This window comes from Candidatus Dactylopiibacterium carminicum, assembly GCF_014736495.1.
Lineage (GTDB): Bacteria > Pseudomonadota > Gammaproteobacteria > Burkholderiales > Rhodocyclaceae > Uliginosibacterium > Uliginosibacterium carminicum.
On sequence record NZ_MDUX01000068.1, the window covers coordinates 1 to 15557 of the forward strand.

Annotated in this window: 13 protein-coding genes; 10 read left to right on the forward strand and 3 right to left on the reverse strand. The window is 61.6% G+C overall.

What is annotated here, in order from left to right; genetic code table 11:
* Positions 1–299: 299 nt before the first annotated feature.
* Positions 300–1184: a DMT family transporter gene (locus BGI27_RS15515; RefSeq protein ID WP_095525731.1), complete on the forward strand. Its 885-nt coding sequence runs from the start codon at positions 300–302 to the stop codon at positions 1182–1184.
* Here BGI27_RS15515 and ppk1 read toward each other — a convergent pair whose 3' ends face one another.
* On the reverse strand, positions 1185–3275 hold the full coding sequence (gene ppk1, locus BGI27_RS15520; protein ID WP_095525732.1) for a polyphosphate kinase 1: 2091 nt from the start codon (positions 3273–3275) through the stop codon (positions 1185–1187). It abuts the gene before it with no gap.
* Positions 3276–3467: 192 nt separating this feature from the next.
* On the opposite strand from ppk1, the gene aroC reads away from it, so the two are divergent.
* Entirely contained in the window at positions 3468–4601 is a 1134-nt protein-coding gene (gene aroC, locus BGI27_RS15525) for a chorismate synthase (protein ID WP_095525742.1), read from the forward strand.
* 341 nt (positions 4602–4942) lie between these two features.
* On the opposite strand, the gene BGI27_RS15530 is transcribed toward aroC, so the two are convergent.
* A complete protein-coding gene (locus BGI27_RS15530; RefSeq protein ID WP_095525733.1) occupies positions 4943–6118 on the reverse strand; it encodes a Do family serine endopeptidase in 1176 nt (391 codons plus the stop codon).
* 62 nt (positions 6119–6180) lie between these two features.
* Between BGI27_RS15530 and BGI27_RS15535 the strand changes: the two genes are divergently transcribed.
* Positions 6181–6927, forward strand: a complete 747-nt coding sequence (locus BGI27_RS15535; RefSeq protein WP_095525734.1) for a Nif3-like dinuclear metal center hexameric protein — start codon at positions 6181–6183, stop codon at positions 6925–6927.
* Positions 6928–6934: 7 nt separating this feature from the next.
* On the opposite strand, the gene BGI27_RS15540 is transcribed toward BGI27_RS15535, so the two are convergent.
* Positions 6935–7516 (reverse strand): hypothetical protein, encoded by a 582-nt coding sequence (locus tag BGI27_RS15540; RefSeq protein ID WP_095525735.1) that lies wholly within the window; start codon positions 7514–7516, stop codon positions 6935–6937.
* A 1282-nt stretch (positions 7517–8798) separates the two neighbouring features.
* Here BGI27_RS15540 and BGI27_RS15545 point away from each other — a divergent pair.
* The 7 genes from BGI27_RS15545 (at position 8799) to BGI27_RS15575 (ending at position 15506) form a co-directional block, all read left to right on the forward strand.
* On the forward strand, positions 8799–9173 hold the full coding sequence (locus BGI27_RS15545) for a hypothetical protein (RefSeq protein WP_141239781.1): 375 nt from the start codon (positions 8799–8801) through the stop codon (positions 9171–9173).
* A 292-nt stretch (positions 9174–9465) separates the two neighbouring features.
* Complete coding sequence (gene sucC, locus BGI27_RS15550; protein WP_095525737.1) at positions 9466–10626, forward strand: ADP-forming succinate--CoA ligase subunit beta; 1161 nt, start codon at positions 9466–9468, stop codon at positions 10624–10626.
* A 26-nt stretch (positions 10627–10652) separates the two neighbouring features.
* Complete coding sequence (sucD, locus tag BGI27_RS15555) at positions 10653–11546, forward strand: succinate--CoA ligase subunit alpha (protein ID WP_095525738.1); 894 nt, start codon at positions 10653–10655, stop codon at positions 11544–11546.
* A 186-nt stretch (positions 11547–11732) separates the two neighbouring features.
* Positions 11733–12482, forward strand: a complete 750-nt coding sequence (locus tag BGI27_RS15560; protein WP_095525743.1) for an FHA domain-containing protein — start codon at positions 11733–11735, stop codon at positions 12480–12482.
* Positions 12483–12495: 13 nt separating this feature from the next.
* Complete coding sequence (locus tag BGI27_RS15565; RefSeq protein ID WP_095525739.1) at positions 12496–13272, forward strand: 3',5'-cyclic-nucleotide phosphodiesterase; 777 nt, start codon at positions 12496–12498, stop codon at positions 13270–13272.
* A gap of 104 nt (positions 13273–13376) precedes the next feature.
* Positions 13377–13760 (forward strand): DUF6394 family protein, encoded by a 384-nt coding sequence (locus BGI27_RS15570; protein WP_095525740.1) that lies wholly within the window; start codon positions 13377–13379, stop codon positions 13758–13760.
* Positions 13761–13766: 6 nt separating this feature from the next.
* The gene (locus BGI27_RS15575) at positions 13767–15506 is read left to right on the forward strand and encodes an NAD-binding protein (protein ID WP_095525741.1); all 1740 of its coding nucleotides are present in this window, start codon (positions 13767–13769) and stop codon (positions 15504–15506) included.
* Positions 15507–15557 lie beyond the last annotated feature (51 nt).

Genomic DNA, 15557 nt, shown 5'->3' on the forward strand with positions numbered 1-15557 from the left:
TGAAAAACAGTATTTCATGAAGCTCGGGGCTGTCTAGGAAACCCGGGGCGATTCACCTTGCCGGAACGCCGTGGTCAGCCGCAGACGGAGGGCCGCGACGCCTGATGGCCGCGAGGATTGATCTGGCGTGATTCCTCTGGGTTTCCCGGTGTCAGGGGGGCGTATCGGATTGAGGGGGCAGGGAGCAAGGTGAAAGGGTGTGACTGCAATCTCGGTGTGCAGTATCGTCGCGCCCTTCATCGGGCGTCCGCCCTGACCGGCGTATCGTTCGCCTTCCGCCTGCTCCGAGTTTCAGATCCATGCCACAGTCGTTCCGCATTCCCCGCTTCGGCGTCTTTCTGCTGTTGATCGTTGTTTTCGGCTGGGGACTGAGCTGGGCGGTGATCAAGTACGCTCTGGAGCAGATGCCGCCGTTGCTGCTCCGGGGCGTGGCAGGAACGCTGGGTGGCGCCTTGATGCTGCTGCTGGTGCGGTTGCAAGGAGGGCGCCTGGTAGTAGTGCGTGCGCTCTGGGGCCAGCTGGCATGGCTGACGGCCTTCAACATGATCGGCTGGAATGTGCTTTCCACGTATGGCGTGATGTATCTGCCATCCGGACGGGCTGCCCTGCTGGCCTATACCATGCCTCTGTGGTGCGTGCCGCTGTCGGTCTGGCTGCTGCGCGAGCGGCTGAATGCGCGCAGGGTATTGGCCGTGGCGTTGGGCGTGGCCGGTGTGGCGGTGTTGATGGGGCCTGCGGCGGCAGCGCTGGGCAATGCTCCCCTGGGGGTGTTGCTGATGGTGCTGGCGGCTTTGAGCTGGGCCTGGGGAATCGTGTTGCTGAAGCTCTGGAGCCCGCCCTTGCCTGCGTTGGTGTTGACTGGCTGGACATTGCTGCTCGGCGCGTTGCCGATGCTGGCAGCCAGCCTGGTGGTGGATGGTCTGCCGACCGCCTGGCCAGGGCCAGGGGCAATGGCCGCCGTGGCGTTCAATGCCCTGGTGACCTTCATGCTCTGTTACTGGGCCTGGAACCGGCTGGTGATGCTGGTACCGGTGGCGGTGTCTTCGCTTTCTTCCCTGGTGACACCATTGATCGGCGTACTCTCGGGGGCCGTTTTTCTGGGCGAGCAACCGGGGTGGGCCGAGGCCACGGCCGCCTTGCTGATCCTCGGCGCCGTGGGGGTGATAAACCTGCGGCGCAGGTGATCAGACCGGCTCGCCCAGATCCTGAAGCAGGCTTTCCTGGGCGTTGCGCCGGAGACCACGCGTGCTGCGACGGCGGTACTCGCCGTTGCCGTCCATCTCCCAGGCTTGAGCATTGTCCGCGAGGTAAGGCTTGAGGCCTTCGCGGATCACGCGGCGCTTGAGTTTCGGATCCAGGATGGGGAAGCAAGCCTCGATGCGGCGGAAGAAGTTGCGATCCATCCAGTCTGCGCTGGAGAGATACACATGCTCTTCGCCATCGGCATGGAAGTAGAAGACACGCGAATGTTCGAGGAAGCGCCCGACGATGGAGCGCACCCGGATGTTTTCCGAGAGGCCTGGAATACCAGGGCGCAGGGCGCAGGCGCTGCGCACGATCAGCTCGATATGCACGCCAGCCTGTGAAGCCTCGTAGAGCGCTTGGATGGTCTGTGGTTCAAGCAGGGCGTTCATTTTGGCGACGATGTGCCCCTTGCGGCCGGCACGTGCGGCCTCGGCTTCGGCCTGGATCGCTTTGATGACGCCCGATTGCAATGAGAACGGTGCCTGCCAGATGTGCTTGAGCGTATCGGCCTGACCCAGGCCTGTGAGCTGTTTGAAAACCTGATGTACGTCGTCACATATGGCGGGATTGGCGGTGAGCAGGCCGAAATCGGTATAGAAACGCGTGGTACGCGGGTGATAGTTGCCCGTTCCCAGGTGTGCGTAGCTGCGCAAGCCCGTGCGGCCGTTGGCGTCTTCTTCGCGGCGTACGATGAGCAACATCTTGGCGTGGGTCTTGTAGCCGAACACGCCATACACCACATGCGCGCCCGCTTCTTCGAGGCGCGCGGCCCAGTTGATGTTGGCTTCTTCGTCGAAGCGCGCCATCAGTTCGACCACCACGTTGACTTCCTTGCCCTTGCGCGCGGCGCGCAGCAGGTTTTCCATGAGCACGGAATCGGTGCCGGTGCGGTACACCGTCATTCGGATGGCGACGACCTGCGGGTCATCCGCTGCCGCGCGCAGCAGATCGATTACCGGTGCGAAGCTCTGGAAAGGGTGGTGCAGCAGTAAATCCTGTCGGCGGATGGTGGCGAAGAGTTCGTCACGTTTGGCCAGAGCCTTGGGTACCGTGGGCTGGAATGCCGGGAATTTCAGATCCGGGCGATTGACGCCGTCAGGAACCTGCATCAGGCGCACCATGTTGACGATGCCAGGCACGCGGTAGCACTCCTCGGGGTCCAGATCGAACTGCTGGAGCAGGAAGTCGCGCATCTGTTCGGTGCAGGTATCGGCTACTTCCAGGCGTACTGCGCCGCCGAAATTGCGCTGATGCAATTCACCTTGCAGTGTCTTGCGCAGATCCTTGACCTCTTCTTCGTCGACGAAGAGATCGCTGTTGCGTGTGACACGGAACTGATAGCAGCCCAGTACGTGCATCCCCTCGAACAGTTCGCCGACGTGGGCGTGCAGTACCGAGGAAAGGAACACGAAGCCGTTTTCCACACCGGTGAGCGCGGCTGGCAGTAGGATCACGCGTGGCAGTGCACGTGGCGCCTGCACGATGGCGGCCTTGCAGTTGCGCCCGAAGGCATCCTTTCCTTCGAGCTCGACGGCAAAGTTCAGACTCTTGTTGAGCAGGCGCGGGAAGGGGTGTGCGGGATCCAGTCCCACCGGGGTGATCACTGGCAGAATTTCGGATTCGAAGTACTGGCGTACCCATTCGCGCTGGGCATCGGTCCAGAGCGAGCGGCGCAGGAACACGATGCCTTCTGCAGCCAGTGCAGGCAGGATCTCGTCGTTGAGCAGCGCGTACTGTTCGGCCACCAGCGAATGGATTTTCTGGCTGATCTGCTGATACAGCCGTTGCGCTGGTGCGGCGTTGCCAAGCAGGGCGCCCTGCTTGATCTGCTCCTTGAGACCGGCCATGCGAATCTCGAAGAACTCATCCAGGTTGCTGGAAACGATGCACAGGTAGCGCAGGCGCTCCAGCAGGGGAACGCGGGGATCTGCAGCCTGGGCCAGCACGCGGCGCTGGAAACCGAGGATGGACAGCTCGCGGTTGAGCAGGTGTTCGGGGGCGGCGCTGGGGAACAGATTGGAATGCGGCATGTCGGGGACGGCTTCGTTATCGGGCGGGCGGAACGCTCTCAGTATTGTGTGTCATTTTAGTGACAGTCCTGTGACAGCAGACTAGCAATGATCGTTCCGGGCAGATGGTTGGTCCTGGAGGCGGTCCGGGTGGTCTCGGGCGGCGTGCTAGAATCCGCCCTCCTCGCAACCAGTCAGCACGGGGCTTTTTCCATGTCCGGCAGCACATTCGGCACCCTTTTTACGGTGACTTCCTTTGGCGAGTCGCATGGCGCGGCGATTGGGTGCGTGGTCGATGGCTGCCCACCTGGGCTGGCGCTGACCGAGGCCGATATCCAGGCGGAACTGGATCGTCGCAAGCCGGGAACCTCGCGCCATGTGACCCAGCGCAAGGAGCCGGATACCGTCGAGATCCTTTCCGGCGTATTCGAGGGCAAAACCACCGGTACGCCCATTGCATTGTTGATCCGTAATCAGGATCAGCGCAGTGGTGACTACTCGAAGATCATGAACACCTATCGTCCAGGCCACGCGGACTACGCCTACGAACACAAGTACGGTGTGCGCGACTATCGTGGCGGCGGGCGTTCGTCGGCGCGCGAAACGGCGGTGCGTGTTGCTGCAGGCGCAATTGCCAAAAAATGGTTGCGCGAGCGCCATGGCATCGTGATCCGTGGCTTCATGAGTCAGCTGGGCGAGATTCCGATTCCGTTCAAGCGTTGGGCTGAGGTGGACAACAACGCCTTCTTTGCCCCGAATGCGGAAATCATTCTGCAGCTTGAGGCCTGCATGGATAAGATCCGGGCCGAGCGCGACTCCATCGGTGCGAAGATCGAGGTGATCGCCGGCAACGTACCGCCGGGATGGGGCGAGCCGGTGTTCGACCGGCTGGACGCCGATATCGCCTACGCGATGATGAGCATCAACGCCGTCAAGGGGGTAGAGATCGGAGATGGTTTCGGCGTGGTTGCCCAGCGTGGTACCGAGCACTGCGACGAACTCACGCCTGAGGGGTTCCTGTCGAATCACGCCGGGGGCGTGCTGGGGGGAATCTCATCGGGGCAGGACATCCGCGTGGCACTGGCGATCAAACCGACCTCCTCACTGCCGCAGGAGCGCCGCTCTATCGACCGTTCAGGCCAGCCGGTGACGATGATGACCACCGGTCGCCATGATCCCTGCGTGGGCATCCGCGCCACGCCGATTGCCGAGGCCATGCTGGCACTCGTACTGATCGATCATGCCTTGCGCCAGCGCGCGCAGAACGCCGATGTGACGCCTCCGTTACCGCGTATCGCTGGTCTGGCGCCAGGCGCGCAGCAGGATATCCCGCCGCCGGAAGCCTGAACGCACCTACGGCTTAGAGCCTGTTCATGATCTTTCCTGTGTCATGAAAAAGTTGCAACTCAACCCCTCCCGACCGCCCACGCTCGCCCCTGCATGGGCTCGCGGCTGCGCGGGCGGCGAGTAGTACTCGCCGCCCCGCTTCGCCCCCTTATCAGGGGAGGAGCACATCAGATCGTGCCCGTGCGGACTCCCTCCCCTGATAAGGGGGCGGGAAGAGGGAATTCGCAAGGCACTGCCTTGCGCCTCTGAATCGGATCGGGGTGCAAACCCGATCCTCCGGCTGGGGAGGGGTTTGAATGACAAACGGAAAATCGTGAACAGGTTCTTAGGGTGGGCAGATTTCATTCCTGCACGTTGGTCGGCAACGGCCGCTGCCCGATCTGCAGCACGGTTTCCAGCGTCTTGCCGTTTCGTATCAACCCGATCTTGGCCAATTGGCCGGGCGGCAGTGCTGCGACGCGCTTGAGTACGGCGCGTGCGTCGCTGATCTCTTCGCCGTTGATGCTGACCAGTACGTCGCCTGGTGTGATGCCGGCCTTGTGCGCCGGGCTGTTGCGTGCGATGCCGGCGATCAGGGCGCCTTTCTCAGGCAGCCTGAAGCTGGCGGTCAGTTCGGGGGTGATCTCCTGTACCTGGATGCCGATCCAGCCACGGGCGACACGCCCGTTGCAAATGATCTGTTCCATCACATCCCGCGCGCTGTCGGCCGGAATTGCGAAACCGATGCCTTGCGAGCCGCCCGAGCGTGTATAGATCGCGGTATTGATCCCGACCAGATTACCGCCGGCGTCGATCAGTGCGCCGCCGGAGTTGCCAGGGTTGATGGCCGCGTCGGTCTGGATGAAGTTCTCGAAGGTATTGATACCCAGCTCCGAGCGTCCCAGCGCGCTGACAATACCCATGGTCACCGTCTGCCCGACGCCGAAAGGGTTGCCGATGGCGAGTACCACATCACCGATGCGCAGGTCGCCCTGGGGGGCGAAACTGACTGCCGGCAGCTCCTTACTGTCGATGCGCAGTACGGCAAGATCGGTCTCGGGGTCGCGGCCGATGATGCGTGCGTTGAACTTGCGGCCGTCGTTGAGCGCGACTTCGATGGCGTCGGCAGCCTCGATGACATGGTTGTTGGTGAGGATGTAGCCATCTGCGCTGACCACCACGCCGGAGCCCAGACCGGACGCGCGCTGGGCTGGCTGCTCTTCCATGTTGCCGAAGAAATGGCGGAAGAAGGGGTCATTGAGCAAGGGATTGCGGGGGGCAGGAATCTCCTTGCTGGTGAATATGTGCACCACGGAGGGCAGCGCGCGCGCGGCGGCCTGGGCGTAGCTGCCGGGTTCGCGGGTTGGGACCGATGCCGGTGCGGGCGAGGGGGCCATGAGCTCGCTCAGCGCGGGCACTGCCGGGGCGCTGGCAGGGCGCTGGCCATGGATCCACTCAGGTTTGAGTGTGTTGATGACAAACAGCAGGCCGAGCACGACCGTGACCGTTTGCGCGAAGATCAACCAGAGACGTTGCATAATTCCCGCCTGTCGGGCGCTGCCCGAGCGTAGAGACCCGAAGAACAGAGGAAAGAGTGCCGATGCGCCGCGCTGAATTGCAGAAGACCCTGGACGAACTGCTCGATTGCGGGCGCTTCGCTGATTATTGCCCAAACGGTCTGCAGGTGGAAGGACGCGACACGGTGCGGCGGATTCTCTGCGGGGTCACCGCCAGTCAGGCTTTGGTCGAGGCCGCCATCGAGCGGGAGGCTGATGCCATCGTCGTGCATCATGGCTGGTTCTGGCGTGGCGAGGATGGGCGCGTCACCGGGTGGCGCCGGCAACGGCTGGCGCGCCTGTTGGCGCATGACATCAACCTGTTCGGCTATCACCTGCCGCTCGACGCGCATCCGGAGCTGGGCAACAACGCACAGCTGGCGCGTGCATTGGGCTGGGAGGTTGAGGGGGCATGCGCCACGCAGCCCCTGGTGTTGCTGGGGCATTTGCCACAGCCGATGCCCGCAGCCGAGCTTGCCCGCTCTGTGGCAGCGAGGCTGGCCCGGGAACCCTTGCTTGTGGGCAATGGCGAGCGGCTGGTGAGTCGTGTTGCCTGGTGCACCGGTGGCGCACAGGCTTACTTTGAGCATGCCATCAACGCTGGCGCCGAACTCTATCTTTCCGGCGAAATCTCGGAGCAGACCACTCACCTGGCACGCGAAACCGGTGTGCCTTACCTGGCTGCAGGGCATCACGCCACCGAGCGTTATGGAATTCGTGCGCTGGCGGCCTGGCTGAGCGGAAACAGCGATCTGGAAGTGGATTTTCTCGACCTCGACAATCCCGTCTGATTGCTCGTCAGGAACGTGGCTGGCCGTTTTCATCCAGCTCGTCGAGATTGATGTGCAGAGTCTGGCTCATGTCCGCCATGTCCAGCTCGAAGTCGAGCTGATCGAGCGTGGTGCTGTGTGCCGGATCGGGTGCAGGTTCAGGTTCCGGTTCCGGGGGCTGTACGTGCTCGGCCGGGGGGGCGGCGAAGGTCTGCTCCAGTGGAAATGGCGAGACGCTCAGCGCGAAAGCGGCCAGGGATTCGAGGGTTGCCGCAGTGGCCGGTGAGACGATGGTTTCATCCACCGCGGGCTCTGCCGGTCGATAGGGGCCGAGTTGCGCTTCCAGCACGCCTAGCAGCAGCAGTATTTCGTCGACGATGGCGAGCGGAAACCCCTGGCGTGTGCCTTGCCGGTTGTCGCGCAGCAATTCGTACAGGAAAACCTGGCATTCGCGGGTTCCCCAGAGGGCTTCGAGGCGTGTGGCCAGATGCGGCAGATCCTCCAGTGAGGTAGGTTTGGCGCGTTCGATCTCGAATTCGTCCCAGGCTGCGGGGCGGATGTTGAAGAGTTTGTTGAACTGCTGGCTCAAGGCTTCGAACTCCATCTTCATGTTGCCCGCGCGATAGACTTCCAGCAGCTTGATCCAGGGTTTTACGGCCTGGTTTTACGGCCTGCTTGGGACTTGTCCGGATGTAATCGGCAAGCGTTTGCGCGGCCCCCTGGACACGGCCGAACGACATCATGATGTCTGCGAGCTGGACGGCTGATTCATGCTCCGGAATGTTGTTTTCCACAACCTGCAGTAGCGAGGGGACCCCGAGGCGGGAAACTGTCAGGGGATTCAAAGCCCCGGTCATGACTGCGGCGCGGCGCGGCGAGCGTGCCGGTGCATGACCGGCTTCGTCGGGCCAGATATCGGCTTCGGAGATCGGTTCGATGAGCGTTTCCGGTACCTCCCCGGCTTGCTCCTCCAGGCTGGGAAGCCGGGGCCTTCGCTGACGCAGCCACAGTATCGCGGCCAGCAACAGGCTGGACAGCACGAACAAGGCCAGCAACCAGTAAGGCCACTGGTGCGATGATGCGGGGACGTTGGCAGAAGCTGCGGGGGGGGGCGCTTGGGGCCGGGTAAGCGGGGCGTTCTCGGGGATGTCGCCTCCCCTGGTTTTCAGCTCTGCAGCAAGGCGGCTGGTTTCTTCCTGAAGCCGGGACTGGAGGGTTTCGAGTTGTCTTAGGCGTTCCGTCAGTTCAATTTGCGTGGCGAGTTTTTCATCCAGCGATGCCAGCATGCCTGCTTCCTGCCGGAGTCGTTCATCCGCGTCGGGCGGCGGTACTGTGCCTGGCTCGCCCAGGGTGAGTGACATGCGCAGCGGGAGATCTTCGGCGCCACCGCTGATGTACAGTCGGTCACGGGGTTCTGCTGATACAGCTTGGGGCCTGGGGGCTTGAGGTGTGGCGCGAGGTGGGCGGGACGTCTGGGCGATAGGTTCGCGAGGCTTTGGCCGTGGTGCGGGAGTTGTTGCTGGAAGGGGCGGGATGATGAGTTGGCTACCCGCTGGCAGGATCGATTGTGCGTTCTTGTTGCCGCCGTAATGTTGCGGGTTGGCCGCCACGATGGCCTGCGCGAGTGCGCGCTGGTTGGCCGGATCTCCAGCAGCCAGTGCATTGGCGATACTGCGTGCGGATTCGCTCTGAGCGGTCTCCCAGCCCGGGCGAGCGTCCGGTCTGAGCGTTGGCCGAGGAGGGGCGGAAGGCGGCGTCATCGCAGGGGCTTCTGCGGTGGTCTGTGTTGTTTCGCGCGGTGGCTCGAGCAGCAGGGTGTATTCACGGCGCAGTGCAAGGCCGCAATCGAGCGCCACGCTTACTGTGAGCGCAGGATGATTACTGGGAGGCGCGTGCAGTACGAGCAGCCGGCCATCGCGCTCCAGACTCAATCGTGCCTGACGCAGCCAGGGCAGCTCGTTGGCTTGATCGCGCGGTGGTGCCAGACGGATGCATTCAAGACTGATTTCTTCGCTGGCGTCGCGCTGGATGGGTATCTCGATCCGCAGCGCTTCACCGATGTGGCTGTTGCTGGAGGCGGCACCAAGGCCGATGCCACTCGCCCCCCCGCTGACCATGCCGAGCGCCAGCGCAAAGGCGCTGATGAACCACTGGGGCTGATGGCGGCGGTGAAAAGGGCAGGCGTTCATGCGCTCGTGATTTCTGGTCTCGCTCCGGGGGCCTCAATTTTAAGGTGCGTGTTGCACGTATTCGGGTTGAAACCGTAGTTGTTGTGGCAAAAGTCGCAAAAAGCAGATTCCGGATTCAATGCTGTTAACGACTGTGTTTGCCGCTTGTTTGGCGCATGCGCGGAAATTTTCGTTAATTGTGGATTCTTTACCCCGCATCGGTCGGTCCGGGGCCCCCTAGGTACATGCCCGGGTGCTGTGGGGGCGGTGATGATTGGGTATAGAATCCCGGCACCCTGCAGAGAAGCACGTGTGCCGGTGCTGGTAGCCACTGCCTGGTCATGCGTGAGCCCGGGGTTCCGTTACACACCATGGACAAGGGCATACATAAATGAAGATTCACGAGTATCAGGCGAAAGAAATCCTGCGCAAGCATGGCGTGGTCCCGCCGCGTGGCATCCCGTGTTTCAGCGTGGAGGATGCGGTCAAGGCCGCTGGAGAACTGGGTGGCACGGTCTGGGTGGTCAAGGCTCAGATCCACGCGGGCGGGCGTGGTAAGGGTGGTGGCGTGAAGCTTGCGAGATCCGCCGATGAGGTGCGCACGCTGGCAGCACAGATTCTCGGCATGCAGCTGGTGACGCATCAGACCGGGCCTGAAGGCCAGAAGGTACGCCGGCTGCTGATCGAGGAAGGCGCCGACATCAAGAAGGAATATTACGTCGCGGCGCTGACCGACCGCACCACGCAGAAGGTCGCCATGATGGCGTCTTCCGAAGGCGGGATGGACATCGAGGAAGTCGCGCACAACACGCCGGAGAAGATCATCAAGGTCTTCGTCGACCCGGCTGCCGGCCTGACCGACACGCAGGCCAAGGAGCTGGCCGTCGGTATCGGCGTACCGGAAGGCTCGATCGCGCAGGCGGTCGACACGCTGAAGAAGCTGTACACCTGTTACATGGAAACCGATGCCTCGCTGGCGGAAATCAACCCGCTGATCCTCGAAGGCAACGGCAACATCAAGGCGCTGGATGCCAAGTTCAACTTCGATGCCAACGCGCTGTTCCGTCACCCGGACATCGTCGAGTATCGCGACCTGGACGAGGAGGATCCGGCTGAAATCGAGGCTTCCAAGTTCGATCTGGCGTACATCTCGCTGGAAGGCAACATCGGCTGTCTGGTGAACGGTGCTGGTCTGGCGATGGCTACCATGGACACCATCAAGCTGTTCGGTGCCGAGCCGGCCAACTTCCTGGACGTGGGAGGCGGCGCGACGACCGAAAAGGTCACCGAGGCCTTCAAGATCATGCTCAAGAATCCGGCTGTGAAGGGCATTCTGGTCAACATCTTCGGCGGCATCATGAAGTGCGACACCATAGCCAACGGCGTGGTGACTGCTGCACGCGAGGTGAAGCTTGCCGTGCCGCTGGTGGTGCGCATGAAGGGCACCAACGAGGATCTGGGGAAGAAGATCCTGGCCGAATCAGGCCTGCCCATCATCTCTGCCGACACCATGGCGGATGCCGCCCAGAAGATCGTTGCTGCCGTGGCTTAAGCCGCTGGCCACCAGGAGTTCAAGACATGTCCATCCTTATCAATAAAGACACCAAGGTCATCACCCAGGGGATTACCGGCAAGACCGGCCAGTTCCATACCGAGAAGTGCCAGGAATACGCCAATGGCAAGCATTGTTTCGTGGCGGGCGTGAATCCCAAAAAGGCAGGCGAGTCGATCTTCAGCATCCCCATCTTCGGTTCCGTCAAGGAAGCGGCGGATACCACGGGCGCCACCGTGTCGGTAATTTATGTGCCGCCTGCGGGCGCAGCCGCTGCGATCTGGGAAGCCGTGGAAGCCGATCTGGATCTGGCGATCTGCATCACCGAAGGCATTCCCGTGCGTGACATGCTGGAATTGCGCAACCGCATGAAGGCCAAAGAGGCTGCAGGTGGCAAGAAAACCCTGCTGCTGGGCCCGAACTGCCCGGGTCTGATCACGCCGGACGAAATCAAGATCGGCATCATGCCGGGCCATATCCATCGCAAGGGCCGTATCGGCGTTGTGTCGCGTTCGGGCACGCTGACCTATGAAGCCGTGGCGCAGCTGACCGAGATCGGTCTGGGCCAGTCGTCCGCTGTCGGTATCGGTGGCGATCCGATCAACGGCCTGAAGCACATCGACGTGATGCGCATGTTCAATGAAGATCCGGATACCGATGCGGTCATCATGATCGGCGAGATTGGCGGCCCGGATGAGGCCGAAGCCGCACGCTGGTGCAAGGACCACATGAAGAAACCCGTCGTGGGGTTCATTGCCGGTGTGACGGCGCCAGCGGGCAAGCGCATGGGCCATGCCGGTGCCCTGATCTCCGGTGGCGAGGATACGGCGGATGCCAAGCTGGCGATCATGGAGGCCTGTGGTTTCAAGGTGACGCGAAACCCCTCGGAAATGGGCAAGCTGCTCAAGGGCCTGCTCTGAGGAAAATGCTACAGGTGACACGAGGCCGCGAAAGCGGCCTTTTGTCATGTCGGGAGATACCGGAGAACCCCTGCGTGCTGACGCAGGTTTCGGCCCGGTGCATACTGCAGCCCTGCTGATTGCCGGAAGCTGGTTGCACGATGGCAGAATGCGGGTGTGATGCACGCCCTACTGGAAGAGGACGAGATGCCAAAGCTGATTCTGAGCATGGATGGGCTGGTGCTGAAGGAGATTCCGCTCAAGAAGGAGCGCACCACCATCGGCCGCAAGCCACACAACGATATCCAGATCGACAATCTGGCGATCAGTGGTGAGCATGCGGTGATCGTCTCCATTCTCAACGATGCCTTTCTTGAGGATCTGAACAGCACCAACGGTACCTATGTGAATGGCCAGTCGGTCAAGAAGCATGTGCTGAAGGACAATGACGTCGTCGAGTTGGGTAAGTACCGGATCAAGTTTCTCAAGGATGCTGCCGAGTTTGGCGCCTCCAGCACCTTCGAGAAGGCATTCGCGCCGACACCGGAGTCGGTCGGTCTCGGTGCCAATCCGCGTGCACATACCGAGACCATGGTGGGTTTCGGTGCAGAGAGCTCCATTACCAGCAACGAAGGCTGGAGCTCACCGACCGAAACCGACGGTCTGGGCTCGGTGGTGGCCAATGATCAGATCGGCGTGGTGCAGATCATCAGCGGCCGCAATGCGGGCCGGCAGCTGGAGTTGCAGAAATCGCTGACCACCCTGGGCAAGCCCGGGGTGCAGGTTGCGGTGATCACACGGCGCCCGCACGGCTATTTCATTACCCATGTGGAGGGAGACTCGTTTCCCATCCTCAATGGCAAGCAGCTCGATGCACAGGCGCATCTACTGGCCGATCATGACGTGATCGAACTGGCTGGCGTGAAGATGGAATTCTATCTTCGGCAGAAGGCGTGATCCGGGGGCTGCCGTGAAGATCCGGGTACTCGGTTGTAGCGGCGGAATCGGAGGTGAGAATCGCACCACGGCCTTGTTGGTCGATGATGATGTCCTGATCGATTGTGGTACCGGCGTAGGGGAGTTGCCTTTGCAATCCCTGGTTCGCATCGATCATGTGTTACTCACCCATACACATCTGGACCACGTGGCGATGCTGCCCATGCTGCTCGACACCGTGGCCGATCTGCGCCAGGGGCCTGTTCGGGTCTATGGCCTGCCCGAGAGTCTCGAGGCCTTGCGTAGGCACGTTTTCAACTGGCAGATGTGGCCGGATTTCACAGTATTGCCTGAAGCGGACAACCCGGGGCTATTGCTGCTACCTCTGCAACCCGGAGAGAACCTGCAACTCGGGACGCGTCGCATCAGGCTTGTGCCGGCCCTGCATACGGTTCCGGCAACGGGCTATTGCCTTGATGCTGGAGGTGAAGCGCTGGTTTTCACCGGGGATACCGTCGATAACCCGGCGTTGAGGCGCGCACTTGAAGCCATTTCGGAGTTGCGCTATCTGTTGATTGAAGCAGCCCTGCCGGACAGCAGTCTGGCGCTGGCGCAAAGTGCAGGCCATCTGACTCCTTCGGGCTTGTTTGCGCTGTTGGAAGCCCTTACGGTCAGGCCAGAGGTCTTCGTTACCCATCTCAAGCCAGGCCATGTCCGTGAAATCACGGCCCAGCTTGCGTCAGCCCGGCTACCCCAAACGTTGCGGTCTTTGGCACGCGACCAGGTATTCGTGCTGAATACAGCCTCCTGACGGTACTGCTGCCGCCCGCAAGGGAACTGCCGGGCACGGATTCGCGAGGATTTTCGTGCGATCATCGTGCCTCGTCCGCGACGCGCGTTTTGACAGAGGCATCCATGAATCTCGAAAAGGTGGTGTTCGGCTTCTTCATCATCCTGGCCTGTACCCTCAATTTCGGTTTTTTCGTCGGCCAGATCGATCGCCCTGAACTGCATCACGCCTCGGCATTGTTCTTTGCCGTGGTGGTGAACCTGGTGGCAACCATTCTCAAGTTCGGAGACCGTACGCAGATTGGCGCCACTCACCTTGCGACCAGTCTTGTTGCCGTGCTGCAACTAGTGGCGGCCTCCCTGGTGTGGATGTGGCGTGTCTATGTGGCGGAGGTGCCCATGGACGGGAGCACCATGACGATGATCGTCTCTCTCAGTGGCGGTGCCCTGGTGGCCAATGCCATTTCCGTCTTCCTGCTGATCGGCGAAACCTTGCGCCAGACGCGCTGACCCCTCATGGGTGACGTCCTGATGCTGGCGCTGCGGCGCCTGCGTGCTCCGCTGATTGCACTCATCCTGGCCTACGCTGTCTCGGTGTTCGGCCTGGCGGTGATTCCGGGCGTGGATCCCGAAGGGCGGGTGGATTCGCTCGGTTTCTTCCACGCTTTCTACATCATCAGCTATACGGCGACCACCATCGGCTTTGGTGAGCTTCCGCACGCCTTTACAGGAGCGCAGCGTGCCTGGGTGATGTTCTCCATCTACCTCTCGGTCATCTGTTGGGCCTACACCTTCGGCAGCGTGTTGGCCCTGGTACAGGACGCGACTTTCCGTGGGGCTCTGGCACGTAGCCGCTTTGTGGCCCGTGTGTGTCGTCTGGAGGAGCCGTTCTACATCATCGCGGGCTATGGGCAGAGTGGCACTGCGCTGGCACACGCACTGGATGAAACCGGCGTACGTACGGTGATCGTGGAGCTGCGTCCGGAGCGGGCTTCGCATGTCGACGTCGAAGTGTTCCATCAGCCGGTTCCTGCCCTGGCTGCCGATGCGCGCTGGCCAGACGTGCTTTGCGATGCCGGTGCCAAGCAACCGAATTGCAAGGCCCTGATCGTGCTGGTGGGAGATGACGAAATGGCACAGACCATTGCGGTCGGTGCCAGCACGTTGAATCCGGATCTGGAGGTGGTGGCGCGGGTGCACAGCCCCTTCGCACGCGCCAACCTGGATGCTTTTCCGATGATCAAGGTCATTGATCCCTTCGAGACCTTTGCCACCAATCTCGGGTTGGCGATCTCCGCGCCCGCCGTTCTGTGGGTGGAGGAGTGGCTTTCCAGCGTGCCGGGCAGCCATTGTCCCAAACCTTTCATGATGCCCAAGGGGCATTGGTTGCTGTTCGGCTTCGGTCGCTTTGGTCAGGCAGTGGCGCATGAACTGGAACGTGTCGGATGTACCTGGACGGCAGTGGATCCAAATGAAAGCCTGAAGGAGGAAGAACACCTGGTGCGTCTGGATTACTCGACGCAGAGCCTGCGCAATGCTGGGTTGGAAAATGCGGTGGGCGTGGTGGTGTGTACCGATCGCGATGTAGTGAATCTTTCGCTGGTGTCACGTGCGAGGCGGATCAAGCCTGATCTGATCGTGGTGGTACGCCAGAACCATGTGGCGGATGCCAGTCTGATCGAGGCCGCAAAGGCTGATCTGGTCTTCGTGAAGGGCGAACTGATGACGCGTGAGTGTCTGCAGTTGCTGATAACACCCACGCGCAACCGTTTCCTGATGATGGTACGTGAGCAAGGGTCGGAGATGGCCGAACAGATCGGCGTGCGTTTGCTGACCGAACTGGAAGAGCGTGTGCCCTATCTTTGGGTATTCCGCTGTTTTGCATCCTACCCGGGGCTGCGTGAGATTCTGACACATCCGGGAAAACAGCCGCTGCGGCTGGATGAACTGTTGATCGATCCACTCAACCCGGCAGAGCGTCTGAGAGCCGTACCTCTGTTGTTGTTGCGGGGAACTCAGGCCGTGACGCTCCCATCGCTCGAAACCGAACTACGCTCGGGTGATCTGCTGCTGTTCGCAGGGAGACGCGGCGTTGAGGATCTGCAAAGGCGTTTCCAGATGGAACCCAGCCCCATCGGCTATGTACGCACCGGTGTCGAGCCTGCGCGTGGATGGCTTTTCCGGCGCATCGAGCATTGGCGTCAACATCGTGCGCGACGTCTGGCTCGTCGGCAGCGGCGCCACGTACAGGCCTGAGCAACCGTCTTGGCCGTCAAGCGCTATGCATAGTCGAATCCCACATCGAGC

Coding starts and splice junctions, on each gene's coding strand:
- BGI27_RS15515 (WP_095525731.1), top strand. CDS start 300: ATGCCACAGTCGTTCCGCATTCCCCGCTTCGGCGTCTTTCTGCTGTTG.
- ppk1 (WP_095525732.1), bottom strand. CDS start 3,275: ATGCCGCATTCCAATCTGTTCCCCAGCGCCGCCCCCGAACACCTGCTC.
- aroC (WP_095525742.1), top strand. CDS start 3,468: ATGTCCGGCAGCACATTCGGCACCCTTTTTACGGTGACTTCCTTTGGC.
- BGI27_RS15530 (WP_095525733.1), bottom strand. CDS start 6,118: ATGCAACGTCTCTGGTTGATCTTCGCGCAAACGGTCACGGTCGTGCTC.
- BGI27_RS15535 (WP_095525734.1), top strand. CDS start 6,181: ATGCGCCGCGCTGAATTGCAGAAGACCCTGGACGAACTGCTCGATTGC.
- BGI27_RS15540 (WP_095525735.1), bottom strand. CDS start 7,516: ATGAAGATGGAGTTCGAAGCCTTGAGCCAGCAGTTCAACAAACTCTTC.
- sucC (WP_095525737.1), top strand. CDS start 9,466: ATGAAGATTCACGAGTATCAGGCGAAAGAAATCCTGCGCAAGCATGGC.
- sucD (WP_095525738.1), top strand. CDS start 10,653: ATGTCCATCCTTATCAATAAAGACACCAAGGTCATCACCCAGGGGATT.
- BGI27_RS15560 (WP_095525743.1), top strand. CDS start 11,733: ATGCCAAAGCTGATTCTGAGCATGGATGGGCTGGTGCTGAAGGAGATT.
- BGI27_RS15570 (WP_095525740.1), top strand. CDS start 13,377: ATGAATCTCGAAAAGGTGGTGTTCGGCTTCTTCATCATCCTGGCCTGT.
- BGI27_RS15575 (WP_095525741.1), top strand. CDS start 13,767: ATGGGTGACGTCCTGATGCTGGCGCTGCGGCGCCTGCGTGCTCCGCTG.